24 protein-coding genes are annotated in these 25779 nt (G+C 65.8%); 5 read left to right on the plus strand and 19 right to left on the minus strand.

Going from position 1 to position 25779, the window contains the following annotated elements:
* Positions 1-15: 15 nt before the first annotated feature.
* From ACX12D_RS26405 to ACX12D_RS26460, 12 genes are all read right to left on the minus strand, one after another.
* Positions 16-1050, minus strand: coding sequence for an LpxL/LpxP family acyltransferase (locus tag ACX12D_RS26405; protein WP_459376389.1), 1035 nt, complete (start codon positions 1048-1050; stop codon positions 16-18).
* A complete protein-coding gene (locus ACX12D_RS26410) occupies positions 1047-1790 on the minus strand; it encodes a glycosyltransferase family 2 protein (protein ID WP_459376390.1) in 744 nt (247 codons plus the stop codon). Before ACX12D_RS26410 ends, ACX12D_RS26405 begins: the two co-directional genes overlap by 4 nt.
* Positions 1783-3495 carry an AMP-binding protein gene (locus ACX12D_RS26415; RefSeq protein ID WP_459376391.1) on the minus strand — a complete coding sequence of 571 codons (1713 nt, stop codon included), beginning with the start codon at positions 3493-3495 and terminating at the stop codon, positions 1783-1785. Before ACX12D_RS26415 ends, ACX12D_RS26410 begins: the two co-directional genes overlap by 8 nt.
* Positions 3488-4036 carry a COG4648 family protein gene (locus ACX12D_RS26420; RefSeq protein WP_043355718.1) on the minus strand — a complete coding sequence of 183 codons (549 nt, stop codon included), beginning with the start codon at positions 4034-4036 and terminating at the stop codon, positions 3488-3490. Before ACX12D_RS26420 ends, ACX12D_RS26415 begins: the two co-directional genes overlap by 8 nt.
* 6 nt (positions 4037-4042) lie before the next feature.
* Positions 4043-4300 carry an acyl carrier protein gene (locus ACX12D_RS26425; RefSeq protein ID WP_043355719.1) on the minus strand — a complete coding sequence of 86 codons (258 nt, stop codon included), beginning with the start codon at positions 4298-4300 and terminating at the stop codon, positions 4043-4045.
* A gap of 87 nt (positions 4301-4387) precedes the next feature.
* Positions 4388-4660 (minus strand): phosphopantetheine-binding protein, encoded by a 273-nt coding sequence (locus tag ACX12D_RS26430; protein ID WP_459376392.1) that lies wholly within the window; start codon positions 4658-4660, stop codon positions 4388-4390.
* On the minus strand, positions 4647-5423 hold the full coding sequence (locus ACX12D_RS26435) for a lysophospholipid acyltransferase family protein (RefSeq protein WP_459376393.1): 777 nt from the start codon (positions 5421-5423) through the stop codon (positions 4647-4649). The genes ACX12D_RS26430 and ACX12D_RS26435 overlap by 14 nt, the downstream gene beginning before the upstream one ends.
* Positions 5416-6144, minus strand: a complete 729-nt coding sequence (locus ACX12D_RS26440; RefSeq protein ID WP_459376394.1) for a beta-ketoacyl synthase chain length factor — start codon at positions 6142-6144, stop codon at positions 5416-5418. Before ACX12D_RS26440 ends, ACX12D_RS26435 begins: the two co-directional genes overlap by 8 nt.
* 624 nt (positions 6145-6768) lie before the next feature.
* A complete protein-coding gene (gene fahA / locus ACX12D_RS26445) occupies positions 6769-8031 on the minus strand; it encodes a fumarylacetoacetase (RefSeq protein ID WP_459376395.1) in 1263 nt (420 codons plus the stop codon).
* A gap of 105 nt (positions 8032-8136) precedes the next feature.
* Complete coding sequence (hmgA, locus tag ACX12D_RS26450) at positions 8137-9486, minus strand: homogentisate 1,2-dioxygenase (protein WP_459376396.1); 1350 nt, start codon at positions 9484-9486, stop codon at positions 8137-8139.
* Between the two features lie 16 nt (positions 9487-9502).
* Positions 9503-9724 (minus strand): DUF2783 domain-containing protein, encoded by a 222-nt coding sequence (locus tag ACX12D_RS26455; RefSeq protein WP_459376397.1) that lies wholly within the window; start codon positions 9722-9724, stop codon positions 9503-9505.
* Between the two features lie 521 nt (positions 9725-10245).
* The gene (locus ACX12D_RS26460) at positions 10246-10638 is read right to left on the minus strand and encodes a helix-turn-helix domain-containing protein (RefSeq protein ID WP_459376398.1); all 393 of its coding nucleotides are present in this window, start codon (positions 10636-10638) and stop codon (positions 10246-10248) included.
* A gap of 343 nt (positions 10639-10981) precedes the next feature.
* Here ACX12D_RS26460 and ACX12D_RS26465 point away from each other — a divergent pair, with 343 nt between their 5' ends.
* Together ACX12D_RS26465 and ACX12D_RS26470 are read left to right on the plus strand one after the other, a co-directional pair.
* Complete coding sequence (locus ACX12D_RS26465; RefSeq protein ID WP_441637591.1) at positions 10982-11512, plus strand: TetR/AcrR family transcriptional regulator; 531 nt, start codon at positions 10982-10984, stop codon at positions 11510-11512.
* A gap of 188 nt (positions 11513-11700) precedes the next feature.
* Positions 11701-12672 carry an alpha/beta fold hydrolase gene (locus ACX12D_RS26470; protein WP_459376399.1) on the plus strand — a complete coding sequence of 324 codons (972 nt, stop codon included), beginning with the start codon at positions 11701-11703 and terminating at the stop codon, positions 12670-12672.
* Between the two features lie 167 nt (positions 12673-12839).
* On the opposite strand, the gene ACX12D_RS26475 is transcribed toward ACX12D_RS26470, so the two are convergent.
* The 7 genes from ACX12D_RS26475 to oxlT (ACX12D_RS26505) all read right to left on the minus strand — a co-directional run bounded on the left by ACX12D_RS26475 (position 12840) and on the right by oxlT (ACX12D_RS26505) (position 23472).
* Positions 12840-13856, minus strand: coding sequence for a zinc-binding alcohol dehydrogenase family protein (locus ACX12D_RS26475; protein WP_416052888.1), 1017 nt, complete (start codon positions 13854-13856; stop codon positions 12840-12842).
* Between the two features lie 130 nt (positions 13857-13986).
* The gene (gene fdhF, locus ACX12D_RS26480) at positions 13987-16824 is read right to left on the minus strand and encodes a formate dehydrogenase subunit alpha (RefSeq protein ID WP_459376400.1); all 2838 of its coding nucleotides are present in this window, start codon (positions 16822-16824) and stop codon (positions 13987-13989) included.
* Positions 16821-18548, minus strand: a complete 1728-nt coding sequence (locus ACX12D_RS26485) for an NADH-ubiquinone oxidoreductase-F iron-sulfur binding region domain-containing protein (RefSeq protein WP_459376401.1) — start codon at positions 18546-18548, stop codon at positions 16821-16823. Before ACX12D_RS26485 ends, fdhF begins: the two co-directional genes overlap by 4 nt.
* Before the next feature lie 225 nt (positions 18549-18773).
* Positions 18774-20090: an oxalate/formate MFS antiporter gene (gene oxlT, locus ACX12D_RS26490; RefSeq protein WP_459376402.1), complete on the minus strand. Its 1317-nt coding sequence runs from the start codon at positions 20088-20090 to the stop codon at positions 18774-18776.
* A 656-nt stretch (positions 20091-20746) separates the two neighbouring features.
* On the minus strand, positions 20747-20968 hold the full coding sequence (locus ACX12D_RS26495; protein WP_459376403.1) for a hypothetical protein: 222 nt from the start codon (positions 20966-20968) through the stop codon (positions 20747-20749).
* A gap of 133 nt (positions 20969-21101) precedes the next feature.
* Positions 21102-22013: a LysR family transcriptional regulator gene (locus ACX12D_RS26500; protein ID WP_459376404.1), complete on the minus strand. Its 912-nt coding sequence runs from the start codon at positions 22011-22013 to the stop codon at positions 21102-21104.
* 118 nt (positions 22014-22131) lie between these two features.
* Positions 22132-23472 carry an oxalate/formate MFS antiporter gene (gene oxlT / locus ACX12D_RS26505; protein ID WP_459376405.1) on the minus strand — a complete coding sequence of 447 codons (1341 nt, stop codon included), beginning with the start codon at positions 23470-23472 and terminating at the stop codon, positions 22132-22134.
* A 213-nt stretch (positions 23473-23685) separates the two neighbouring features.
* Between oxlT (ACX12D_RS26505) and ACX12D_RS26510 the strand changes: the two genes are divergently transcribed.
* From ACX12D_RS26510 to ACX12D_RS26520, 3 genes are all read left to right on the plus strand, one after another.
* Positions 23686-24627, plus strand: a complete 942-nt coding sequence (locus ACX12D_RS26510; RefSeq protein ID WP_183034606.1) for a LysR family transcriptional regulator — start codon at positions 23686-23688, stop codon at positions 24625-24627.
* Positions 24628-24742: 115 nt separating this feature from the next.
* Positions 24743-25054, plus strand: coding sequence for a LysR family transcriptional regulator (locus tag ACX12D_RS26515; RefSeq protein WP_459376406.1), 312 nt, complete (start codon positions 24743-24745; stop codon positions 25052-25054).
* Between the two features lie 145 nt (positions 25055-25199).
* The gene (locus ACX12D_RS26520) at positions 25200-25769 is read left to right on the plus strand and encodes a cupin domain-containing protein (RefSeq protein WP_441637569.1); all 570 of its coding nucleotides are present in this window, start codon (positions 25200-25202) and stop codon (positions 25767-25769) included.
* The last annotated feature ends 10 nt before the right edge of the window (positions 25770-25779 follow it).

The raw sequence follows: 25779 nt of genomic DNA on the forward strand, positions 1-25779 counted from the left end.
ATGTCCGGATTCAGGTCAGCTTTCAATGGGCGTGGCGCTGGCGCGCGCTGCGTCCGGCACGGCGCCGCCCTGGCCCCAGAAATCGTAGAAGTTGAACCAGTCGTAGGGCGACTCCACCAGCAGTTGCGACAGCCATTGCGCATAGCCGGCCGCGTGCTCGGTCAGGATCGCGTCGCGCCGCGCGCGCGGCAGGCGCACTTCGCGGGCCAGCTCGGTAAAGCGCAGCAGATGGCCTTTGCCCGAACGCACGCAGCCCATGGCGAACAACGGGCATTCCAGCAACGCCGCCAGCACATAAGGCCCCACGGGAAAGCGCGCGGGCGCGCCCAGGAACGGCACCGTCACGGCGCGGCCGCCATGCACCGGGACCCGGTCGCCCGCAATCGCCACGAACTCGCCCGCGCGGACCTTCTCGGCCAACAGCAAGGCGGTGGCCGGCGAAATATCGTCGACCTGGAACAGCTGCAGCCCGGAGCGCGGGTCCAGCCGCGACAGGATGCGGTTGAACTGCGCCGCGTGCGCGGTATGCACCAGCACCGTCAGGCGCAGGCCAGCGCGCTGGTTGGCCAGCACCCGGCACAGCTCCAGGCAGCCCATGTGGGCGGTCACGATGATGCCGCCCTTCCCGCTGGCGATCTGCGCCAGCATCACCTCGGCGCCTTCACGCCGCACCGCGCCATAGCGGTAGCCGCCGCCGATGGCCAGCAGCTTGTCGAGCAACGTGTCGGCAAACGAGAACAGGTGGCGCAGGCTATGGCGCAGCCCCGGCATCATGCCCGCCGGGCCGACCGCGCCCGTGGCGGCCTGGATGCGGCGCAGATAGTCGAGCGACGCATGGCGCGCCAGCGGCTTGGCAAGCCAGTAGTAGGTCACCACCGGGTACAGCACCGCGCGGAACAGCACACGGCCGCACAGGCGATACAGCCAGTACAGGCTCCACACGCCCCATACGCAAGTGGATTCGCGGATCTGGCTCCAGTGACGGGCCATGCGCCCGGGTTGCGCCGCTTGGGCAGCTTGGGTGCCTTGGGTGGCTTGGGGCGTGCTCATGCCGGCCGCACCTTGCGCCACAGCAGCACCGGCAAGCGCTTGAGCATGCCGAAGAAGAGCCGCGTATGCATGGAAGAGATCAGCACGTTGTCGCGCCAGACCTGGAAATGGGAAACGCCGTCGGTAGGATACGTCACGCGCGTGGGTACGTTGACGACGCGCACGCCGCGCCAGACCAGGTGCACCAGCACCTCGGTATCGAACTGCATGCGCCGGCCCAGCTTGACCTGGCGCACCAGCGGGAGCACGTGCGCAAGGGGATAGACGCGCAGCCCGCACATCGAATCGCGCACGGCGAACGACAGCGTGTTGATCCAGACCCAGACGTGGGTCAGGTAGCGCGCCAGCAGCCGCACGCGCGGCACCGATTCGTCGTAGACCGGGCAGCCGCAGATCATGGCGTCCGGGCTGGCCTGCGCCAGGGCCAGGAACTGGGGGATGCAGCCGGCATCATGCTGCCCGTCGGCATCGATCTGCAGCGCATGCGTAAATCCCATACGCGCGGCCTCCTCGAAGCCCGCCATGATGGCTCCGCCCTTGCCCTGGTTCTGCGGCAGGCGGATCAGGTGGACCCGATCGGCATGGTTTGCGGCAAGCTCGCGCAGCACACGCTCGCAGGCCGGGCTGCTGCCGTCGTCCACCAGCAGGCACGGCACAGGGTGCGCGAGAATGGCTTGCACCATCGCACCGATGGCATGTTCGTGGTCGTAGACCGGGACGAGCGCCACGGGCTTAAACATCCGCCTCTCCAAAAATGATGCGCCCGCTGGCGTGCGGGCCGCGCGCCGAACTCAGGCGAAAGGCCAGCGCGCTGCGCTCGGGCTGCCAGGCCAGCGTCATGTGCACCAGGGTGCCGGGCGTGATCACGGCCTGGAACTTGAGTATCTCGAGCCGGCGAAAACGCGCGCGCGGCGGCACCGGCAGGCGCTCGGGCGCCAGCGCCATCACCCAGTCGACCTGGGCCACGCCTGGCACGATGGGGCTGCCCGGGAAATGGCCGTCGAACACGGCCAGGTCCTCGCTGACCTCCAGCTCGGCGGCGGCGGACAGCGCATCCTCCGCGGCCTGCCAGCGCACGGCCGGCAGCACGCGGCGGAACACGTCGCGCAGCATGGCTTGCGTGGTCTTGCCCTGCGCGTTGCAGGGCAGCGCCTCGGCAAAGCTCCAGCGCCGCGGCAACGCCACCGCGTCCACGGCATCCGCAAGGCGGGCGCGCAACGCGGCGAGCAGCGCCACGCGGCCCTGCCCGGCCAGCATGGCCGCGCCGCTCTCGCTGGGCACCAGCACGGCGCCAAGGCGCGTGCCGACATCCAGCTCCAGCAGCACTACGCGCGCCTCCCGCACCAGCGGCGACGCGGCCAGCGCCTGCTCGACCTGGGTCAGCGATACGCGCTTTTCCTCGATCTTGACGATGCGGTCGGCCCGGCCCGCCAGGGTGAAGCCGCCATCCGCGGCGGGCAGCACATGGTCCGCGCACAGAAACCAGCCGTCGTCCGGAAGGTGCGCGGAGCGCACCGCCAGGAAGCCGTCCTGCAAGCGCCATTGCACGCCCGGCAGCGGAGTCCAGCGGTCTTCGTGGCGGGCACGCTGCCGCCAGGCGATACCGCCGGTTTCCGAGCTGCCGAACACTTCGATGGGGGCTTGTCCCAGGTGGCGCAGCGCGTCGGCCGCGGCCTCTGGCGGCAAAGGCCCGCCCGACGAAAACACGGCGCGCAGCACGCCGCGGGCGGCAGACCAGTCGAGCGCTTGCGGCATGCGCCGCAGGTGCGCCGGGCTGGTGACCAGCAGCGCCGGGGCATCCCCGCACGCGCGCACGATTTCCTCATGGAACGCTAGCCGGTCCGCCGGCATGGCGCGCGCTGCCGCGAGCGGCCACAACACGCAGAACAACAGGCCGTAGATATGCTGGTGCGACACCGTTGCGAGCACTCTCAGCTGCGCCGGCAGCCCCGCGCCGAACGCGGCCTGCAACGCCTGCACTTCCGCGTCGAGCTGCGACAGGTGCTTGACGATGGCGCCGGGCGCGCCGGTGGAACCTGAGGTGAACATCGTCACCAGCGTGTCGCTTGGCGCCAGCGCAGGCCAGTCCATGCTGCCGTTGGCCGGCTCGATCGATGCTTGCGGCCACAGGCCATCGGGCAACTCGCCGGCGCAGCCATCGGCGCGCTCGCGCAATGCCGCCAGCGTTTCGGCACGCGTGTCGCCGGGCAGCACCACGTGCTTGCCCGCGTGCCAGGCGCCGAACAGCGCCGCCGCGAACTCGGCGGTCGATTCGATGTAGAGCGCCCAGGATTTCCCCGGCGCGGCAGCAAACGCTTGCCGCCAGGCGGCCACGCGCCGCACGAACTCCGGTGCGGTGGTCGCGCCGGCCGCGCCATGCGCGACCACGTGCGAGCGCTGAGCCAGCGCCGCCATCAACCCGCTTACGCCCAGCCACTCAGCCATGCCGCCCCCTTGCCATCACACGCTGGCGCACCAGCCATTCGCCGGCGAACATGGCGCCGATCAAACCGTAGGCGATGCCGCCGTTATAGAGAGCCCAGATGCGGTCGCTGGCCAGCACGGCGGTCAGCGCGGCTACCGTGCCGTTGCACACGAAGAACACGCACCAGGCTTGCGTCACGCGGCGCGTGTACGCCACGCCCGAGGGCGGCAGGTCCGGCTCGCGCAGCCGCGCCAGCCGCTCCACCAGGCTGGGCGGGTGCCGCAGGCTCCAGCCAAACAAGCCCAGCATCGCGGCATTGACCAGCACGGGATACAGCTTGAGGGGCAACGCGTGGTTGGACGCGGCCACGATCGCGGCCAGCACGGCGGCAGCCACGGCAAGCAGGCGCCAGCCGGCCTGGCGGCTGGTCAGGGCGCGCAGCAGCGCCAATGCCACCAGCGCCAGCGCCATCACGCGCGGCGACCAATGCTGCAGGCCGAAGTAGATCGCCACCGGATAGCACAGCGTCAACACGCCGAGCAGCAATTTACGCACGGGCATGCGCGCTCAGGCCGTGGCGGGCGAGTCGATCAGCAAGGCCAGCGCCTGCACCACGTCCTGCACGGTGCGCACGGCCTTGAACTGCTCCGGCTTGATCGGCTTGTTCAGCATCGGCTTGAGCTTCACCAGCAGGTCGACCGCGTCGATGCTGTCGATGTCCAGGTCGTCATAGAGACGGGCTTCGGGACGAATGCGGGCCGGGTCGATCTCGAAGGTTTCCTCGAGCACCGCGGCCACCCGCGCAAAGATTTCGTCATGGGTCATGATGGGCTTCCCCCTGTTCGGCTATGACCGGCTGTGGTTGCCGGCCTGGCAAGTGGTATGTGGATCCTTGGTGTGTCGCGGACGGGTTCAGGCAGAAGCCTGGCCAGCGCGCTGAGATGCGACGAACGTGGCCAGCGCTGTCACGCTGGCAAAGCGCGCGCGCATGTCTTCCTTGTCGCCGTTCATGGTGACGCCGTAGCGCTTTTGCAGCGCCAGCCCGAGTTCGAGCGCATCGATCGAATCCAGGCCCAGCCCTTCGATGAACAGCGGTGCTTCGGCGTCGATATCGTCCACGCCGATATCCTCCAGCGACAACGATGAAATGATCAGTTCCTTGATTTCTTGCTCAAGCGCCGTCACGGCGGACCTCCCTGGAAAAAAACTCAGATAGCGATTGGGTCAGGTGCCGTACCGCCAGCGCATCGTCCAATCCGGACGGCACCATCTGGGCGACACTGACATCCTCTCGCACGTCAATGATGAAACGAGGCCTGCGGGCCGGCACGCGGTACCACTTCTCACCCTTGGTGAGCGTGGGCGGCTCGCACCGGATCACCACAGGCGTAAGCGCAAAGCCGCCGCGCACCGCGACATTGGCCGCACCCCGTTGCAAGCGCAGCGGGCCATGCAACGGCGTGCGCGTGCCCTCGGGGAAGATGACGAGATTATTGCCCGCGCGCAACGAGGCAATGCAGTCATCCACCATGCCTGCGCCGGAGTCATTGCAGACGTAGCCGGTGGCGCGCACCGGGCCACGGGTAAACGGGTTGTGGGCCAGGCCGGAGCGCACCACGCAATCGGCCTGGCGCGTCAGCGCGATCAGAAAGACGACATCGATCAGCGACGGATGGTTGGCCACGATCAGCAAGCCTTGGCGGCGCAGCCGCTCGGGATGCAGCACCTCGTAGCGGATCACCCCGACCGAGCGCATCAGCCACAGGAAAAGCCGGAACGCGTAATGCACCACGTTCTTGCAGACCCGCTGCCGGCGCGCCGAAGACCACAGCAAGACGGCAAGCAACGGGAACACCAGCACCCGCAGCACAAGCCCGCCGACGCCGAAGCTGGAGAAGCACAGCCCGGTCGCGCAGACGCGCCAGGCCCGGTCCAGGCGCTCAACCATGTCGCTGCCACCTCCAGCCGGCACGCTCCCCGGCGTGGCGCAACTCGGCGTCGCCCGACAGCATGAAGCGCAGCACCTCCAGCCCATGCGGCAGCGTTGCGCCGGCGGCGGCCGGCAGGGCCTCCCCCATCACCTCAAGGCTGAACACCGGCTGCCCCGCTTGCGGCATGCCGACCCGCCACGCCCAGCCGAACAGGCACTCCGGTTCGTCCGCGAAGACGGCATAGGCCTCGGGCAGCGGCGCCTCGTAGTGCACCAGCAAGACTTCCGGGGCGCCGTCGGCCAGCAGGCCGCACGCTTCCACCACCGCCGCCTCTACCGTATCGCGGCCAGCGGCCAGGGCTTGCAGGTTGCCCGGATCGCCCCGGTCGATCGAATACAGCGCGCCGATGGCGTTATGCACGGACAGGCCGAAGGCCGTGGGCGACAAGGGCTCGCCGCCGGCAAGGTCGCCGAGCATTTGCAGCGGGCGCAGGGTGTCGCCGTGGCGCGATGCAAAGATGACGGGAATGCCATCCACGCCCGGCTGGCAGGCATAGGCGGGGTGCAGGGCCGCGCGGCCCAGCGCGGTGATCCTGCGGCGCAGCATCGGGGCCATGGCGGCCAGCGTGGGCAATGCGTCGCCTTCAGGCAGCCAGGGCGCGCGGCTCCAGGCCTGCCAGGCTTGCTGCGTTTCTAGTTGTGCTGCACATGCCGCCCATGCGCGAATACCAAATTCCATTGCCGTGCCGTTCGCGTAGGGTGGATGAAAAGGCGGGTCGCCGCCGGCGCGCGGGTGATGCACACCGGCGCCAGCAGACACGCAGGCGTTTCGCACACATCACGAATCACACCCGTTGCCGAATTTTGTGGGCAGATACCGCCTGTTTGCCCTGGTTTTCCGCTTGATTGCTACTTGAATACTTGTCTTGCATTGACTCCGGGGCCGCTGCCGTGGCGGACATGGCCGCCTGCCGGCAAATGACGTTGCCCGTCTGCGAGTCGGGACCAAATTGGTATTAAATCGGTGTTAACGACCGAAAACCCGCAAAACTGACCCCAGGCGACCCATCGGCGTCAGCCGCGGGACAATCAAAACATCATTTTTGGCAGGAATGCCGAACTTTGACTCGCCCATTTTGTCAGGGCCGAATTCTCGCACAAAGGCGCGGCAACAGGGGATGCAAGAAGGTTAAGAAGGTTGTCAATTGTAACGGCGCGCGCCAGCCGGCCATGCGGTGGCGTAGCCATGCCTGTCAAGGCCGGGAGGGAAACGGGGGGGTGGGAGTGAGGGGGCGTGCGAGCGGACTATCCCCCGCCCGGCGTAGCGCGGCGGGGGTCTTTGGCAAAACGAGCCTGATGCGGCTTACAGCGCGGGCAGGATCTTTCCTGCCACCTCGCCAAAGCCGACGCGATAGCCGTCGCCCTGGCACCAGCCAGCCATGACCACTTCGTCGCCGTCTTCCAGGAAGCCGCGCTTGCCGCCGTCCGCCAGCGTCAAGGGTTCGGCACCGTTACGGGTCAGTTCCAGCAGGCTGCCATAGGAATCCGGCGTGGTGCCGCTGATGGTGCCGGAGCCCATCAGGTCGCCCACACGGACATTGCAGCCGGACACGGTGTGGTGCGCCAGTTGCTGGACCATGGTCCAGTACATGGCCTTGAAGTTGGTGCGACAGACGGTGGTGGCCTGCGCCGCGCCTTCGGGGCGCAGCGAGACTTCCAGTGCGATGTCATAGGCATTGCGCTCGGGCTGCTGCAGATACGCCAGCGGCTCGGGCGATTGCACCGGATTGTCGCGGCGGAACGGCTCGAGCGCGTCCATGGTGACCACCCACGGGGAGATCGAGGTGCCGAAGCCCTTGCTGTTGAACGGACCCAGCGGCACGTACTCCCACTGCTGGATATCGCGCGCGCTCCAGTCGTTGAGGATCACCATGCCGAACATGTGCCCGGCTGCCGCAGCGGTGCTGACCGGCTCGCCCAGGGTCGACGGCTTGCCGACGATGAAGGCCATTTCCAGTTCGTAGTCGAGCTTCTGGCAAGCCGTAAAGACCGGGCGCGGCGCGTTCGGCGGCTTGATCTGCCCCTTTGGGCGGCGCAGTTCCGTGCCGCTCACCACCACCGAGCTGGCGCGGCCGTTGTAGCCGATGGGAATCTCCAGCCAGTTGGGGAGCAGCGCATTTTCCGGATCGCGGAACATGCGGCCGACGTTGGTGGCGTGCTCGCGCGAGGAGTAGAAATCGGTGTAGCCGGGGATGTCCACCGGCAGGTGCATGGTAGCCCAGGCCATCGGCACCAGGGCCTGCTCATGCAGGGCCGACTTGGGATGCAAGGTGGTGTCGTCCGCTGCCAGCAAGGACGTCAGGCGCTGGCGGGTTTCGGTCCATGCCGGCTTGCCGAGCGCGATGAAGGCATTGAGCGTGGCGCCGCCAAACACGCCTTTGACGGAAGCAGGCAGCAGGCCGGCCTCGTCCAGCACGGACAGGTCGAGAATGAAGTCGCCGATGGCGACGCCTACGCGCGGGCCCTGCCCGTTCGGGGAAAAAATGCCGTAGGGCAGGTTCTGCAGCGGGAAATGCGTGACGCCATCATTGGCGGATTCGATCCAACTCTGCTGGACAGTGGTCATCGGGGGCTCCGGAGGGGAATGACAAGGGTGCCGGCGACATGCGCCGCACGGGCACCCTGGAATCATGATGGTTGGCCGGACGAAGCCGGCCCTGGGACTTGAGGATCAGCGCTCGTTGGGGTTGAAATGCTTCTTCAGGCCTTGCCAGCACCTGTAGTAGTCGTCCTGCAACTGCGCCGACTCCGCGGCATACGGCGTCGGCCGGATCACGGCCGGCGTCTCGAACATGAACGCCATGGTATCGCTGATGCGGTGCGGCTGCGAGGTATCCGCGGCGGTGGCCTTGGCGAACGTCTCGGCATCCGGGCCGTGGCCGCTCATGCAGTTGTGCAGGCTGGCGCCGCCAGGCGAGAAGCCATCGGCCTTGGCATCGTAGACACCCTCGATCAGACCCATGAACTCGCTGGCGATATTGCGGTGGAACCAGGGCGGGCGGAAGGAGTTCTGCATCGCCAGCCAGCGCGGGCCAAAGATGACGAAATCAATGCTGTCCACGCCCGGGGTGTCGGACGGGCTTTGCAGCACCAGGAAAATCGAGGGGTCCGGGTGATCGAAGCTGATCGAGCCGATGGTATTGAAGCGGCGCAGGTCGTACTTGTACGGCGCGTAATTGCCATGCCAGGCCACCACATCCAGCGGTGAGTGCCCGATCGCGGCGCGCCACAGGTTGCCCTGGAACTTCGCCACCAGCTCGAAATCGCCCTCGCGATCCTCGTACCATGCATGCGGCGTGAGGAAGTCACGCGGATTGGCCAGGCCATTGGAGCCGATGACGCCCAGGTCGGGCAAGCGGAACAAGGCGCCGTAGTTTTCGCAGATATAGCCGCGCGCCTCGCCATCCGGCAGTTCCACGCGAAAACGCACGCCGCGCGGGATCACCACGATCTCCTGCGGCTCGACGTCCAGCAGGCCCATCTCGGTCGCCACGCGCAGCCTGCCCTGCTGCGGCACGATCAGCATCTCGCCGTCGGCGTTGTAGAAGAAGCGGTCCGTCATCGACCGGTTGGCCAGGTACAGGTGAATGCCGCAGCCCGACATGGCTTCCGGGCCGCCGTTGCCGGCCATGGTGACGATGCCGTCGACAAAGTCGGTGGGCTCCTTGGGCATCGCCGGCGGGCTCCAGCGCATCTGGTTGGGCGATGGCGGCACCGCATCGAAATGGCTGACGATGCGCGACTGCTCGACCCGCGTGAACGGCTCATGCATCGCCGCCGGGCGAATGCGATAGCACCAGCTGCGCCGGTTGTGCGCGCGCGGCGCGGTAAACGCCGTACCGGAAATCTGCTCGGCATACAGGCCATACGGCGCGCGCTGGGGCGAGTTCTGCCCCACCGGCAACGCACCGGGCAGTGCCTCGGTGGCGAACTCGTTGGCAAAACCGGATTGGTAGCCGGGCGTGCCGTGGTCGGGCGCCTGCCCTTTCACGTTCACAACGTTCAATTGCGTCTGCGTCATATCTTGGGTCTTCCTCTTACGCTTGCGATTTCGCTTTCGATGAATCGAGCACGCCCGCGCGGGCTAGCTCCATGGCTTCCTGCAGAACAGCAAGATCGCCGATGTGATTGGCCAGCAGCAGGATCAGTTGCGCGTTGGCGGCCTGGCTCTGCGTGTCGGAGAGATCGCGATGCATGTCGATCAGCGCCTCGTAGAAGTCGTCCGGACGGGCAAGGTTGGGTTCGGTACTCAGCGGCATTGGCTTGTCTCCCTACGCCTCGGGCCACTGCCGCAGCGGGCATAGTGGCCGAGTGATCACACTAGCGGTGTCTTTTTGAACGCTGGATCGTGAATTTCACAATCCGTAATTGATTTACCATATCGTAATCTCAGGTCCCGGACGTGTCAAACCCGTATCGGCCCTTATTTCGCCGTGGACGGCGAAAACCGGTGGACACTACCTTTGTAGGTTAGGCGCGAAGGACAGGGTGAGACAAAGACGTGACGCCAGACGGCGCACAAGCGCAGGCGGCCCGAGCAAAGTCAGGCGGACAAGAGAGGCAAGACGAACAGGGAGAAAGCGACAGGCTCGACAGGCAAACGAACAACCCGGCCTCGGCACGGGGCCGAGGCCGTCGAAGACAGGCGGATGCCGTCAGGCGTGGCATCCTTGTAAAGCAGGCAAAACCCCAGCAGCAGGCACGTGGGGGCGTGCCCGCTGCCGGTATGACAAGCGCGCGCCAGTCCGGCCGCAGACCCGGCCGGAGCCAGCACGAGTACTCAGGCTGGCTTGTGACCTTCGCCCGGGTTCGACGCGAAGCCTGTGCTGACCGGGGTGGCCGGTGCAGGGCTTGCGGCGGTAGGCGTTGCGGCAGGTGCCTGCCCGGCCATGGAAGCGGCCGTGACGCCGCCATTGCGGCTGGCAATAAACGCGTTGACGTCGGCAGCAAGATGCTGGGGTGCCAGCACCACTTCCAGGCCAAGCGCCTCGCAAGCCGCTAGGAAAGTCGACATGCGGGGGTCGGCTTGACCCGATTCTGCCCGCAAGTAAGCTTCCCGGGAGATCCCGGCCTTACGGGCGACGTCTTCCTGCTTGAGCTTTCGCGCTCGGCGCAACGCCCGCAGTTGCCGGAACGGTTCGCTAGCGCCTCTAGGCACGGCTGTACTGTTCATGTCGGTCTCCAGTCACCAATGAAAAAAAAGTGCGCGGACGTGCATTCGAGTATAGAGCACGCAAAGCGTTCCGTATGTAATCAGGGCAACACTTTGTGCAGATTTCTTGTTGGCACCCTGCGCAGGCTAATCCTAGCCTGTCAATAGGTCCGATACAGCACAATTATCTGCCTCCGTGGTGACATAACGGGCGGCAGTGAAATAGGTTGACGAAAACGCACAAGCGCGAAGTTGACAATACGACCGGTCGTGCTATTCTTTCGACATGCAGAAAGGACAACTTACCCGCGCAGCGATCATCGAGCAGGCCCTGGACACCGCCGCCCAGGTCGGGTTCGAGCAATTGTCGCTCGCCACCTTGGCCGCCGACACCAGCATGTCCAAGAGCGGGCTCTACGCGCACTTCAAGTCAAAAGAAGCCTTGCAGCAAGCCGTTTTGGCGCTCGCCCTGGAGCGCTTTTCGGACATCGTCTTCAGGCCGGCCATGCGCCTGCCGCGCGGCACGCGCCGGGTGCAAGCTCTCTTCGATGGGTACATGCTCTGGCTCGGTGGATCCGTCAATAAAGGCCGCTGCCTGTTCATGGCGCTAGGCCAGGAATACCGCGACCGCCCTGGCGCCGTCAGGGATCAGGTGGTGCAATCGCTGAAAGACTGGCATAGCCTCATCGCCAGGGCCGTGACCGACGCGATCGAAGAAGGCGATCTTTCGCCGGCACAAGACGCGCGGCAGTTCGCCTTCGAGATGGTTGGTATCGGTATGTCCTTTCAACAGTCTTACAAGCTGCTGGGCCGTGAAGATGCCGAGACCATGGCCCGCCGGGCGTTCGAGGCACTGCTCCGCCGCGCCGAGCTTGCGCAGCCCGTGCGCAAGTAGCCAAGGACGAGGAGGCACCTGCGCGAGACGCCTCTCGCGAGGCAGATCGGGCTGAATTTCAAGACGGCAGGATGTTGTCTTTTTTTGAAATAAAAAATAGCACGACTGGTCGGTCTTACCGGAGGGGTATCGCCCCTCCCCGAGGCCACGGCCTGGAATGCCAGAAGTCTTCGCTAGAGGTGACCGCCGTGACGCAAGCGATTTACTCATCCACCAGAACCCGCCAGGCCGCGCCGGAATCCAGGGCGCCAATGCGCTTGGGGCGCCTTGGCTGGCAATTGGCCGAGCTGATTTATCCGGCCGGCGTAGCGCGCGCGCTCGAGCACGCATGGTTCCGTCCGCCCCATGGCAGCGGCCCGGATGGCGCTGGCCGCGAGCTGCTTGACCGTGCGCGCGCGGACTGGGCGCTCGTGACCGGCCAGGGAGCAAGCCGGCGCGTGCGCGTCTATCGTTGGGGCAATACTGGGCCGGCTGTCTTGCTGGCCCACGGTTGGGGTGGCCATGCGGCCCAGTGGCAGCCGCTGGTTGCACCGCTGCTGGCGGCTGGCATGCGTGTGGTCGCCTTTGATGCACTCTCGCACGGCGGCTCCGACGCAGGTGCGCGCGGCGCGGGCCAGACTTCTGTTGTGGAAATGTCACATTCGCTGTTGGCCACGGCGTGGCACGCCGGCCCGGTCCACGCGGTGATTGCGCATTCGCTCGGCAGCGCCGCCCTGGCGCTGGCCGTGCGCGAAGGCTTGCATCTGCAGGCTGCCGTGATGATCGGCCCGCCGGCCGACATGCACACTGCCGCCGCTGCATTGGCCTGGCGGCTCGGCATTGGCCCCGGCGTACTGGCCCGCATGCAGCGCAACAGCGAGCGCTGGCTGGGCATGCCGTGGTCTGCCTTCAACGTCCCGGCCATCGGGCGCGCCCGCCCGGTGCCGCCTACGCTGGTGATCCACGACCGGCAAGACAAGGAAGTGGGCTGGGAGAGCGGCGCGGCCATTGCTGGTGCATGGCCTGGCGCGCAGTTGATGGCCACGGACGGGTTGGGCCATCGCCGTGTCCTGTATGACGCACAGGTCATTGCACGGACGGTATCGTTCATCCGCGGCGCTGCGGACACACCCGGGCTTGCCGAGGCCACTCGCAGGATGCAAGCCCAGGCCGATGCCTGAGTCACGCCCAAACCCTGCTTGCGGCAGCGATGTTGTGGCATGCCACAACATCGCCGCTGGCGGTTGGGGTCGGGTCTTGGCGGTTAATTGCTGATTAAACGAGAAAGGAAGGCCGGCTGGCACCTCACCCGCCGGCCTCCTCCTTGGAGACGCGTCAGAACGCTGCGTCAGAACCCTTCCAGCACCAGCTTGCCGATGGTCCGCCCGCTCTCCAGCATGGCATGGGCGCGGCGCAGGTTGGCCGCGTCGATCCGCCCGAGGTTCTCGCCCAGCGTGGTCCGCAGCCGGCCGGCATCGACCAGCCGTGCCACCTCGTTGAGCAAGAGATACTGCTCAATCATGTCCGGCGTGCCGAACATCGAGCGGGTGAACATGAACTCCCACACAAAAGTGGCGCTCTTGCTCTTCAGGTCGCCCACGGCCAGCGGGCCGCTGTTCTCCACGATCGAGCAGATCTTGCCTTGCGGCGCAATCACGGTCGCCATGGCAGCAAAGTGGCGGTCCGTGTCGTTAAAACACAGGATGTAGTCGACCTCGGCAAACCCGAGCTTGCGCAACTGGGCCGGCATGTCGCCACGGTGATCGATGGTGTGGTCAGCGCCCAGCTCGCGGCACCAGGCAGCCGACTCCGGCCGCGACGCGGTGGCGATGACCGTCAGCCCCGCCAGCGTCTTGGCCAGCTGGATGCCGATAGAGCCCACGCCCCCTGCCCCGCCGATGACCAGCACGGAGCGCCCGGCATGCTCGCCCTGCGGCGAGACACCCAGGCGATCGAACAAGGCTTCCCACGCCGTAATGGCAGTCAGCGGCAATGCGGCGGCCTGGGCAAAATCGAGCAATGCGGGCTTATGGCCGACGATGCGCTCATCCACCAGGTGGAACTCGCTATTGGCGCCAGGCCGGGTAATGCTGCCAGCGTAGAAGACCGGGTCGCCCACCTTGAACAGGGTGACATCCGGGCCCACCGCGGCCACGGTGCCTGCCGCATCCCATCCGAGCACGCGCGTGGCAGGCTCGACCTTGTCCTTGGGCGCGCGCACCTTGGCATCCACGGGGTTGACCGAGATGGCCGCCACCTTGACCAGCAGGTCGCGGCCTTCGGGCACAGGGGTGGCGATGTCCACGTCGACCAGCGATTGCGGGTCGTCGATCGGCAGGTAACGGGTCAGGCCAACGGCTTTCATTGCGGGTTCCACCAAGTCAATCAAGCAGGTTCTGCGGCACGGGATTGCGCCATGGCCACAGCGTAGTCCCGTTGCCGCACATTGATTAGCCGGAAAATCCAACAATCAATTTCCTGATTTTCCGGAAAATCTAGCCGTCTGCTTGTTTGCTGCCTGGCGCAAGGATCTGTCCGCCGCCAAAACTAGACTGCCGCGGCACCTCACCACCCAGCGCGATGCGGATCGCGCAGTACTTGAACTCCGGAATCTTGCCGAAGGGGTCTAGCGCCGCGTTGGTCAGCTTGTTGATGGCGGCCTCGTAGTAGCAGAACGGCACGAACACCGCGCCGCGCGGCGTGCCGTCGTCCACCCGGGCAAACAGCGATACCTGGCCCCGGCGCGATGCGAGCGTTACCACGTCGCCCGGCTGGCCACCGATGGCGGCAAGGTCGAGCGGATGCACCAGCGCCACCGGCTCCGGTTCGATGGCATCCAGCACGCCCGCGCGCCGGGTCATGCTGCCGGTATGCCAGTGCTCGAGCTGCCGGCCGGTGATGAGCACAACCGGGTACTCCTGGTCGGGGCGCTCGGCCGCAGGAATGATGTCGGCCGGGACGAAGCGGGCCCGGCCGGAAGCCGTCGGAAACGCATCCGTAAAGATGACCGGCTCCCCCGGGTCGCCTTCAGCGCGGCAGGGATAGGTCACCGCGTCCTCCCGCTGCAAGCGCTCCCAGGTAATGCCGCCGATGCTGGGCATGGCATGGCGCATTTCGTCGAACACGTCGGCCACGCTTGCGTATGACCAGTCCAGCCCCAGCCTGGCGGCCATCTGCTGGATGATCCACAGGTCCTGCCGCGCCTGCCCGGGCGGATCGATCGCCTGGCGGCCAAGCTGCACCGTGCGGTCCGTGTTGGTAAAGGTGCCCGTCTTCTCAGGGAACGCCGAAGCCGGCAGCACCACATCGGCGAGGTAGGCGGTCTCCGTCAGGAAGATATCCTGCACCACCAGGTGGTCCAGCGCCGCCAGCGCCTCGCGCGCATGCTGGGCATCGGGATCCGACATGGCGGGGTTCTCGCCCATGATGTACATCCCGCGCACTTCGCCCCGCTCGATGGCCTGCATCACTTCGACCACGGTCAGCCCCGGCTGGCGATCCAGCGGCATGCCCCACAACGACTCGAAGCGCGCAACTGCCTCGGCATCGTCGACACGATGGTAGTCCGGATACATCATCGGGATCAGTCCGGCGTCGGAGGCGCCCTGCACGTTGTTCTGGCCGCGCAGCGGGTGCAGCCCCGTGCCCGGCCGGCCGATCTGCCCCGTCATCAGCGCCAGGGCGATCAGGCAGCGGGCATTGTCGGTGCCGTGGATATGCTGGGAGATCCCCATGCCCCAGAGGATCATCGAAGCTTTGGAACTGGCATACAGCCGGGCCACATAGCGGATGGTGTCGGCATCGATGCCGCAAACCGGCGCCATCAGCTCCGGGCTGTAGGCCGCCACATTGCGCTGCAGTTCCTCATAGCCGATGGTGCGGCTGGCGATGAAATCCTGATCGACCAGTCCTTCGGCCACGATCACATGCATCATGGCGTTGAGCAGCGCCACGTCGGTATCGGGCTCGAACTGCAGGAAGCGATGGGCGAAGCGCGCCAGGTCGGAGCGGCGTGGATCGGCCACGATCAGCTTGGTGCCATTTTTTACCGCGTTCTTGATCCAGGTTGCCGCCACCGGATGGTTCACCGTTGGATTGGCGCCGATCACGATCACCACCTGCGCGCGCGCCACATCCATTACCGGGTTGGAAACCGCGCCCGAGCCGATGCCTTCGAGCAGCGCCGCCACCGACGACGCGTGGCAAAGCCGCGTGCAATGGTCCACGTTATTGCTGCCGAAGCCGGTGCGCACGAGCTTTTGAAACAAGTAGGCCTCTTCGTTGCTCCCCTTGGCGGAGCCAAAGCCGGCCAGCGCGCGCTTGCCGTACGTGTCGCGGATGGCCGACAGGCTGGTGCCCGCCAGCGCAAGGGCCTCATCCCAGCTGGCTTCGCGGAACACGTCCATCACGCGCGCGGGATCCATCACGAAATCGCCACGCTTGGGGGCGCCTTCGCGCCGCACCAGCGGCACCGTCAGGCGGTGCGGATGCTGGGCGTAATCGAAGCCATAGCGGCCTTTCACGCACAGGCGCATCTGGTTGGCCGGCCCATCACGCCCCTCGACAAACAGGATGCGGTTGTCCTTGACGTTGTAGGTGAGCTGGCAGCCCACCCCGCAGTATGGGCAGACCGATTCCACCTGGCGATCCGGCACCGGCAACGCGGCGTCGCGGGCCGGCATCAGCGCGCCGGTCGGGCAGGCCTGCACGCACTCGCCGCAGGCTACGCAGGTGGAGGCGCCCATCGGATCGCCCATGTCGAACACGATCGCGGCCTGGTCGCCGCGAAAGGCCAGCCCGATCACATCGTTGACCTGCTCCTCGCGGCAAGCGCGCACGCAGCGGGTGCACTGGATGCAGGCATCGAGATTGACGGCGATGGCCGGATGCGACAAATCGGCTGGCACCGCGGCGCGCGGCGCAAAGCGCGGCTTGCCGACGCCCAGCCGGGCGGACCACTGGTCCAGCGCATTGTTGCGCGTGTAATGCGCCTCGGGCATATCGGACTGCAGCAGCGCCAGCACCATGCGCTGCGCGCGCAGCGCGCGCTCGGAGCCGGTCTGCACCTCCATGCCCTGCGCAGGGTAGCGGCAGCACGACGGCGCCAGCACGCGCTCGCCCTCGATCTCCACCATGCAGGCGCGGCAGTTGCCGGCGGTGTCCAGGCCGTCCTTGTAGCACAGGTGCGGGATGTCGAACCCCTCGCGCTGCGCCACCTTAAGCAAGCTCTCGCCCGGCCCGGCGCACACGTCCCGGCCATTCAGGCGGAACGTCACCGTGGTATCCGAGGAGGCCTCCACTTGCGCGCGCTCGGCGCGGGTCAGTGCACTCATATCGTCCTCGCGGCGCAGGCCAGTTCCTGGGGAAAGTACTTGATCACGCAATCCACCGGGTTGGGCGCGGCCTGCCCCAGCCCGCAGATCGACGCATCCCGCATCACCGCAGACAAGTCCGCCAGCGCGGCCAGGTCCCATGCCGGCTGCGCGATCACATCCAGCGCCTTGGCCGTGCCCACGCGGCATGGTGTGCACTGCCCGCAGGACTCATGCTTGAAGAAATGCATCAGGTTGCGCGCCACGGCCACCGCACTGTCCTGCTCCGAAAACACCACGATGGCGGCTGACCCGATAAAGCAACCGTAGGGCTGCAGCGTATCGAAATCCAACGGAACATCGCCCAGGGACGCCGGCAGGATGCCACCCGAAGCGCCGCCCGGCAGGTAGCCATAGAAGCGATGGCCGTCCTGCATGCCGCCGCAGTACTCCTCGATCAGCTCACTCACGGTGATCCCCGCTGGCGCCACGTGCACGCCGGGCAGCTTCACGCGCCCCGACACCGAGAACGAGCGCAGCCCGTGCCGGCCGTGGCGTCCCTGCGCGGCGAACCAGCTCGCGCCCTTTTCAAGGATCTCGCGGACCCAGTAAAGGGTCTCGAAGTTGTGCTCCAGCGTGGGCCGGCCGAACAAGCCGACCTGCGCCACATAGGGCGGGCGCAGCCTGGGCATGCCGCGCTTGCCTTCGATCGATTCGATCATGGCGGACTCTTCGCCGCAGATATACGCGCCGGCGCCACGCCGCAACTGGATCTCCGGCATGCCCGGGATCGGCGGGTCGGCCTGCAGGCGGCGCAGCGCTTCACCCAGCACGGCGCGGCAGCCTGCGTATTCGTCGCGCAGGTAGATGTAGATGGCGCTGACCTGGGTCACCGCGGCGGCGATCAACATGCCTTCGAGGAAGCGATGCGGATCGCGCTCCAGGTAGACGCGATCCTTGAAGGTGCCTGGCTCGCCCTCATCCAGGTTGACGGCCATCAGGCGCGGCGCCGGCTCGGCCATCACGATCCGCCATTTGCGCCCGGAGGGAAAACCCGCGCCACCCAGCCCGCGCAAGCCGGAATCCTCCATCGTGCGCAGCAAGGATTCTGAATCGTGCTCACCCGAGGCCACTGCGCGCAGCAAGCGATAGCCCCCTTGCGCGCGATAGTCGTCATAGCCCAGATGGGCTTCGGGCGCGTGGTGCACGGCACCCGAAGCCACCGTATCCGCAATGGTTTGCGCGCTCGCAAAATCCACCGGGTTCTGCCCGACCAGCGCGGCGGGCGCGCGCTCGCAGCGGCCGATACAGGGCGCTGCCACCACCTTGACTTCGCTGCCCAGCAGGGCCGGCAGCCGGGCGAGCAGGTCGCGCGCCCCGCCCAGCTCGCAGGCGATGCCTTCGCACACGCGCACCGTCACGCCGGCCGGCGGCCGAATGCCGCCATCCGCATCCTCGCGTACCACATCGAAATGATGATAGAACGTGGCGACCTCATAGACCTCCACCATCGACAACCCCATCTCCTGCGCCAGCGCCACCAGGTGCGGGATCGCCAGCTGGCCGTAGTGGTCGTTGATGGCATGCAGGTGCTCGATCAGGAGATCGCGCCGGCGCGGCGCATCGCCCAGCACGGCCTGGACTTCGGCCAAGGCTGCCGGGTCAGGCTGCCGCCCCTTCGGCTGGCGGCGCTTGCGCGCTTTGCCGATATCCTGGACCGCGATAGGAATGACGACCTGGTTCATGGCAATCTCGAAAGCTGTCTCTTGAGGGGGCCGAATGGCAACGGGGCAAGCGCTACAAGTGCTTGCCCGCCGCTCTGGTCTTATCTTGCACTGCACGCGGCCTCGCTACATGCAGCGGGAGTCGCGGGGGGGGGTTTCGTGTTCGTGTTCGTTTTCGCTTCCGCCTTCGATCATATCCCTATTCCCGCGGCGCATTGACCGCGCCGGTCCACGCCGGCAAGCCCCTCAGGTCAGGTCCTCCGGCACCGCGCGATATCCCATCGGCGCGGTGGTGTTGGCATGCACATATTTTTTGGCATGGGCTTCGCGCATCGGCTTGAGCACGAACAGGGCCAGGAAGGCGGACAGCGCAGCCATGCCCGAGGCAAGCATGAAGACCGCGTGCCAGTCGCCGGTAGCGGCGGTGATGACGCTGGAGAACGGCACCAGCAGCGCTGCCGTGCCCTTGGCGGTGTACAGCAGGCCAGCATTGGTGGCGGCAAACCTGGGCCCGAAGGTGTCGCCGCAGGTTGCCGGGAACAGGCTGTAGATCTCCCCCCAGGCAAAGAACACGACGCCGGTCAGCACCACGAATGCGATGGGATCCTGCCCGTACTTAGCCAGCAGCAGAATGCCCACCGCCTCGATCGCAAAGGCCAGGAACATCGTGTTCTCACGGCCGATGTTGTCCGAGATCCAGCCAAAGAAGGGACGCGTCAGCCCATTGAGCACGCGGTCGATGGTGAGCGCGAAGGTCAGCGCGGGCAACGTCAGGCCGAGCAGCGAAACCGGCACGCCATCGAGGCCGAAATCCTTGGCGATCGGGCCCAGCTGGGCGGTCGCCATCAGGCCGCCGGCCGCCATCATCACGAACATGGCGTACATCACCCAGAAAATCGGCGAGGACAGGACCTGCCTCGGCGAGGCGTTGTAGGCAGCGGTCTTCACCGCGGACGTGACCTGGTTCAGCACCTTGGTCGAAGGCGGATAGAGCGCCATGCCCAGGAAGAAGACGATCAGGCCCTGGCCCAGGCCGAACCACAGGAACGTGGCCTCGTAGCCGCTGGTCTTGATCATGTTGGCAATCGGCACCACGGTCAGCGCCGAGCCCGCGCCAAAGCCGGCGGCGGTGATGCCCGCCGCCAGTCCGCGCCGGTTGGGGAACCACTTCAACGCATTGCCCACGCAGGTGCCATACACCGCGCCCGCCCCCACCCCGCCCACCGCTGCCGCGAAGTAGAGCATCGGCAGCGACGCGGCCACGGAGTTCAAGGCCCAGGCAATCGCACACAGCAGGCCACCACCCACCACGACCGGACGCGGGCCGTACTTGTCCACGAGGTAGCCCTCGATCGGCACCAGCCAGGTTTCCGTAACGACGAAGATGGTGAACGCCACCTGGATCGCCGTGCGGCCCCAGTGGTACTTGTCGTCTATCGGGTTGACGAACAGCGTCCAGCCGTATTGCATGTTGGCGATCATCGCCATGCAGATCACGCCAAAGGCGAGCTGAACCCAGGGTGAGGCAAAGCGTGAATCGGGCGCGTTTTGCTGATGTTCCATGTTGTCTCCTTATGGCGGGCGGGGCCGCCTTATGTGGGAAGGGCGTCTTCGGACACCTCTTTTGGGACGGCACGGCTTGTGCTGTATCCCAGATGTTGTGGTCGTTTCAGTGCTATACAGTATGTGATATATCAATATAGTCAAGATGCTTTTAGCCCACTTGGCAGACCCCGAAACGGACTGGAAACAGCGGTGGCAATGCGCCGGAAAGCAGCATGGAGGCTACTCGTGCGCCACGCGCATCAACGCGGGCGAGCAGCGCAAGCCGGCTTGCTGATGGATCAATGACTTAGGGTGTTCCGCCGCATCAATGGCGCGCGCGGACAAGCGGCTATCGGGCAGTACAAATGAGTCCGGGGGACCCGGCCGGCGCAGCGTCGCAACGACGATCCTCGGGAAAGTCCCTAGATAAAGTCAGGTGAACTGGGACATCAATGTACTAAATGTCTGGCCCTTCAGGACAGAAGAGCGGAGGGAGCGGAGGGAGCGAACAAGGAACCTGCGATCCGCAGAACAGCGAAAAGGTGCCCGGGGCGGCTTTGTGCAAGCGGACCCTGCGATCAAACCAAGGGGGATCTGGCGGAGGGATGGCCCCTACTCCAGCGCAGCGGCAGCGATTGGCGGCCAGGCGGCCCGCCAATCGCACCACGCGAGCATCAGGCGCGGGCCAGGTTGGTTTGCGCGCTCACGCCGGACGAAGCCGGGCTGGCGCGGCCAATGCCGGCGGTTTCCTGCGAGGCGCCAAGGCCGGCAAAGCGGCCATGTTCCTGGGCACGGACGAGCACAGGGGTCGGCACACGGGTAGCAATCAGGAAGGTAACGCCAACGCCGAGGGCAATCAGACCAAAGGCAAGACCGAGAAGAAGAGCGCTGTCCATCAGAAAACTCCGGTAGGGATGGTGAGTAGGAGTTTTCATTATATGCTGCAGCGCACTATATGTAAATATCCTGTATGTAATATATCATGAGATTTTTTGCGCTGACGCAACAGCCGTTCCCAGCGCCCTTCCCCTACCCCACGCGCGCCAGCAACGCCTGCTCATGCTCCATGCCGCGCAGCGCATCCCAGATGGCAGCGGCATTGGGCTTGAGCGACCGGCTCTTGCGCCGCACCAGCATCACCGAGGACGTGACCTGTGGCCGCAATGGCCGCATGACGGCAGCGCGGCTCAGCCCAGCCGCCTGGGCACGCGATGGCACGATGCCAATGCCCAGCCCCAGCGCCACCATGCCGAAGATCGCGGCAAAGTGGCCAAGCACCTGCAGTGAGCCGGCACGCACGTGATATACGCCAAAGGCCTGCTCCACGGCCGGCTGGATGCCTGAGTGTTGGTCCAGCATCAGCACGTTGGCATCGTTCAGGTCGCCCCACCCTACCGTCTCGCGCGTAGCCAGCGGATGCTGCGATGGCAGCACCGCATGGAACGGATCGACGCACAGGGCCTCGCAGTAGAGATCGTCACCGGATTGCGGGTTCGTGGCGATGCCGAAGTCCACCTCGCCGCTGCGCACGCACTGCAGCACGGCCTCATGCGAGCGGTCTTTCAGGCTGATGCCGATGCCGGGCCAGGCCGCACGGCAACCCGCGAGCCAGCCCGGCAGCGACATCGAAGACAGCACCGGATCGGACGCGATCTGCACCGCGCCCTGGCACGGCCTGGCCGCGCCGTGGCTCTCGCGCAGCGTCTGCTCGACTTCCTCGATCAGGTGGCAGATGCGCTGCGACAGATGCTCGCCGGCGTCGGTGAGCTCGACCTGGCGCGTGGTGCGGTCAAACAGCCGCTGGTCGATCTCGTCCTCCAGCTCGCGCACGCTGCGGCTGATGGCGGACTGCGTCAGCCCGAGCTCAGCCGCGGCGCGGGTAAAGCTCCTCTGTCGCGCGACAGCCGCGAAGGCCTTGAGCTGGGGAAGCGAAATATTCATGATCACCTCTTCTGTATGCATTGGGCGCGCAGAGCGGCTTTGCCGTTCCCCGCGCTGCGCATCGTGATAGACGGCGGGCCCGGATTCGCGTCACGCGAGTCCGGGCCCGGCTGGTGATTCAGTCGCTCTTGCGCGCGGAGAGTCCCGCCAGGTACGCCGCGTGATCGGTCGCCGGCACCAGGGCCTCGGCATGCCCGGTGATAAACCGTCGTCGCATCGGGGCCAGCACGAACTTGGCGGACAAACCAGCCGCGATGGTCACGATCGCCGCCACCGTAAAGACGGCGTCCCACCCGCCACGCGCCGACAGAATCGAGGCCAGCGGCACCAGCATCGCCGCCGTGCCCTTGGCCGTGTACAGCGTGCCGGCATTGGCCGCGGCGAACTTGCTGCCGAAGGTATCGGCGCACAGTGCGGGAAAGATCGAGAAAATCTCGCCCCAGAACAAAAACGTCAGCGCCGCGAACGTCATGAACAAATACGGGTTATGCCCGAACTCCATCAGGCCGAGCAGCGACAGTCCCTCGCCAATGAAGATAAAGAACATGGCGTTTTCCCGACCGATGCGGTCCGAGATAAAACCGCACAGCGGCCGCGTAAAGCCATTGCACAGGTTGTCGATCGACAGCGTCATGGTGAGCAGCGGCAGCGTGAACCCCAGCATCGTTACCGGCATCGACGCGAAGCCGAAGTCCCGTGCAATCGGACCCAGTTGCGCAGTGGCCATGATGCCGCCCGCCGCGACCGCCACGAACGAGGCGTAGATGACCCAGAAGACTGGCGTCTTCACCATCCGGCCCGGCGTGAACTCGATGGGATTGGTCAGCACCGCCTTGGCCGCCACCGCGCCCACAGGCGGACGCGGCTTGACCAGCAGCAAGGCCATCAGCAGGATGCAAACGCCTTGCAGGATGCCGAAGGTGATAAAGGCTTGCTCGTAACCCGAGCGCTGGATCATGTTGGCGATGGGGATCACGGTCAGCGCCGAGCCCGCGCCGAAACCAGCGGCGGTCAGCCCGGCAGCCAGGCCGCGCTTGTCCGGAAACCACTTGAGCGCATTGCCAACGCAAGTCCCATACACGCCGCCGGCGCCGATGCCGGCGATCACCGCCGCCAGATAGAGCTGCGGCAGGCTGGTCGCGTATGCATTGATGACCCAGGCCAGCCCCGCGCACACCGCGCCGCATGCCACTACCGGGCGCGGCCCGATCTTGTCGACCAGCCAGCCTTCAAGCGGCACCAGCCAGGTCTCGGTCACGATGAAAATGGAAAAAGCGACCTGGATGGCCGACTCGCCCCAGTGGTGCTTGGCATTCATCGGAGTCACGAATAATGTCCAGCCGTATTGCAGATTGGCTACCAGCCCCATGCAGACCACACCGATCGCCAGCTGGAACCAGCGGTTGTGAAGCCAGCCCAGACGGCTTGCGGCCATTGCCGCCGAATTGTCGTGCGCCATGTCGTGTCTCCTGCATAGTGCGTGTCGCGCTCTGTGGCGCGACGGGTAGGCTTCTCTGGAAGGGGGGAGCCCTTGGTCACTACTTGATTGAGCGCGCCTGACATTGCGGCACGTGCATCCGTGGACTGATGCTAGTTCAAACTAAGTTCGGCACAGCTTAAAGTTTTTTATTATGATCATTCACGATCCTCTATACATGGGACGGATGAGTGCATGAAGAACGCCACGCTGCGCCAGTTGAAGGTTTTCGAGACGGTCGCCAGGCACTTGAGCTTCTCCCGCGCGGCGGAGGAGCTACACCTGACGCAGCCCGCCGTCTCGACGCAGGTGCGCCAGCTCGAGGGCCATGTTGGCCTGCCGCTGTTCGAGCAGCTTGGCAAGAAGATTTACCTCACCCCGGCCGGCATCGAGATGCTGCACTACAGCCGCAGCATCATGCAGCAATTCCGCGAAGCGGAAGACGCGATGTCGCAGCTCAAAGGCATCTCCGGCGGACGGCTCAATGTGGCCGTGATCAGTGCAGGCGACTACTTCTTCCCGCGGCTGCTCGCGGAATTCATGCAGCGCCATGACGGCGTGACGCTCAACCTCGCAGTGCACAATCGCGAAGAATTGCTGCACCAGCTCGCGGGCAACCTGACCGACCTGGCGGTGATGGTGCGCCCCCCCGAAGGCATGGACACCATCAGCGAATCCTTCGCGCCCCACCCTTATGTCATCGTTGCCGCGCCCAACCACCGGCTGGTGGGCGAGCGCAACATCCCGCTGGCGGCGCTGGCCGACGAGGCCTTCGTCGCGCGCGAGAAAGGCTCCGACACCTGGAACTCCATGCAGGAAGGCTTTGCCGGGCGCTTGTCCAACCTGCGCATTGCCATGGAGATCAAGAGCACAGAGACCATCAAGCAGGCCGTCATCGCCAACATGGGCATCGCGTTCCTGTCGGCACACACTGTCGGGCTGGAACTGCAGACGGGCAATCTCGCCGTGCTCGATATCGAGGGCTTCCCGGTCATGCTCAACTGGTACGTGGTGCATCGCAAGAACAAGCGCCTGCCACCGGTGGCGCTGGCCTTCAAGCATTTCCTGATGGAGGAAGGCGCCACCCTGATCCAGCGCATCACCGGCGTGGACAACCTGATAAAACATAAACGATAAGTTATGGTTATTCAGCCAAACTTTAATTATCGTTAATTGATCGGCAAACCTATCCTCGTCTCAGGCCCAACCTTTTCAGGCCCAACCCTTCACTGAGAGCCCGAGGAGTCCGATCATGAACCAGGTCCAGTTCGAAACCCGCACCCGTTCCCATGCCGACACCGCTGCCAGCGCACCGCGCAGGGTCGATGAATCGCAACTCGCCGCCTACAACGCCGCGTTCAGCGAGCTTGGCCTGCGCTTTCGCTGGGACAGCGAGATGTACGCCTGGCTATGCGGCATCGAATGCGAGCACAGCCGCATCGCGCGCTACATCGAGCAGTATCACGCGCACCTGCTCAAGGCTTACGATGCCGGCTTCCTCAGCCGGCTGATCCTTGACAAGAAGGCCGACTACCTGCGTGCCATGGCGCTACAGGCCAACTGAGCAACTGCGCAACGGCGCAACGGCTCCTCTTTTCCCGGCCGGCCTGCGCCATGCACCAAAATCGCGCCGAAAGTGCGTTACCGCACATTGCAGGGATGCCAGGCTCGCTAATGTCTGCCTACCAATCAAAGGCAAGGAGGCAGCCGTGGGGTCACAGACGATGTTCGGCGCCGGCGCGCCGGCCGGCACGCTCGCGCAGCAGCGCGAAGGGGCGTTCGCCAGCACCGGCGATCTGCCGATGCAGAATTGCCCGATCGAACCCACCTGGATCCGCACCGGGGCCCCGCAATCACGCGCCGCACAACATTCCCGCGCGATCGACGGCCTGGCGTCCACCAATGTGTGGGAATGCACGGGTGGCACGTTCGAGTGGTACTACGGCTGGGAGGAGACCGTGCTGATCCTGGAAGGCCAGGTCAAGGTCACCAGCGCCACCGGGCGCGTGCATGTGCTGCGGGCCGGCGACATCGGCTATTTCCCCGCCAACACGACCTGGTTCTGGGAGGTCGATGGCTATGTGCGCAAGGTGGCGTTCTGCCGCAAGCAGGTTCCGGTCACGCTGCGCTTTGCCACCCGCGTGCTGGCACGGCTGAACTTCACCAACCGCGCTGGCGAGGCCTGCGGTGCCGCCACGGCTGCCCTGCGCCGCGCGATGGCACGGATTGGCCTGCGCGATACGTCCGCCCTCACCTTGTTGATGACGCTGCCGCTCTGACCCGCAGAAG

The organism is Cupriavidus sp. PET2-C1, from assembly GCF_054515855.1.

Coding starts and splice junctions, on each gene's coding strand:
- ACX12D_RS26440 (WP_459376394.1), bottom strand. CDS start 6,144: ATGGAATTTGGTATTCGCGCATGGGCGGCATGTGCAGCACAACTAGAA.
- oxlT (WP_459376402.1), bottom strand. CDS start 20,090: ATGGAACATCAGCAAAACGCGCCCGATTCACGCTTTGCCTCACCCTGG.
- ACX12D_RS26495 (WP_459376403.1), bottom strand. CDS start 20,968: ATGGACAGCGCTCTTCTTCTCGGTCTTGCCTTTGGTCTGATTGCCCTC.
- ACX12D_RS26485 (WP_459376401.1), bottom strand. CDS start 18,548: ATGAACCAGGTCGTCATTCCTATCGCGGTCCAGGATATCGGCAAAGCG.
- fahA (WP_459376395.1), bottom strand. CDS start 8,031: ATGACCACTGTCCAGCAGAGTTGGATCGAATCCGCCAATGATGGCGTC.
- ACX12D_RS26415 (WP_459376391.1), bottom strand. CDS start 3,495: ATGGCTGAGTGGCTGGGCGTAAGCGGGTTGATGGCGGCGCTGGCTCAG.
- fdhF (WP_459376400.1), bottom strand. CDS start 16,824: ATGAGTGCACTGACCCGCGCCGAGCGCGCGCAAGTGGAGGCCTCCTCG.
- ACX12D_RS26425 (WP_043355719.1), bottom strand. CDS start 4,300: ATGACCCATGACGAAATCTTTGCGCGGGTGGCCGCGGTGCTCGAGGAA.
- oxlT (WP_459376405.1), bottom strand. CDS start 23,472: ATGGCGCACGACAATTCGGCGGCAATGGCCGCAAGCCGTCTGGGCTGG.
- ACX12D_RS26510 (WP_183034606.1), top strand. CDS start 23,686: ATGAAGAACGCCACGCTGCGCCAGTTGAAGGTTTTCGAGACGGTCGCC.
- hmgA (WP_459376396.1), bottom strand. CDS start 9,486: ATGACGCAGACGCAATTGAACGTTGTGAACGTGAAAGGGCAGGCGCCC.
- ACX12D_RS26435 (WP_459376393.1), bottom strand. CDS start 5,423: ATGGTTGAGCGCCTGGACCGGGCCTGGCGCGTCTGCGCGACCGGGCTG.
- ACX12D_RS26500 (WP_459376404.1), bottom strand. CDS start 22,013: ATGAATATTTCGCTTCCCCAGCTCAAGGCCTTCGCGGCTGTCGCGCGA.
- ACX12D_RS26405 (WP_459376389.1), bottom strand. CDS start 1,050: ATGAGCACGCCCCAAGCCACCCAAGGCACCCAAGCTGCCCAAGCGGCG.
- ACX12D_RS26475 (WP_416052888.1), bottom strand. CDS start 13,856: ATGAAAGCCGTTGGCCTGACCCGTTACCTGCCGATCGACGACCCGCAA.
- ACX12D_RS26515 (WP_459376406.1), top strand. CDS start 24,743: ATGAACCAGGTCCAGTTCGAAACCCGCACCCGTTCCCATGCCGACACC.
- ACX12D_RS26455 (WP_459376397.1), bottom strand. CDS start 9,724: ATGCCGCTGAGTACCGAACCCAACCTTGCCCGTCCGGACGACTTCTAC.
- ACX12D_RS26420 (WP_043355718.1), bottom strand. CDS start 4,036: ATGCCCGTGCGTAAATTGCTGCTCGGCGTGTTGACGCTGTGCTATCCG.
- ACX12D_RS26460 (WP_459376398.1), bottom strand. CDS start 10,638: ATGAACAGTACAGCCGTGCCTAGAGGCGCTAGCGAACCGTTCCGGCAA.
- ACX12D_RS26410 (WP_459376390.1), bottom strand. CDS start 1,790: ATGTTTAAGCCCGTGGCGCTCGTCCCGGTCTACGACCACGAACATGCC.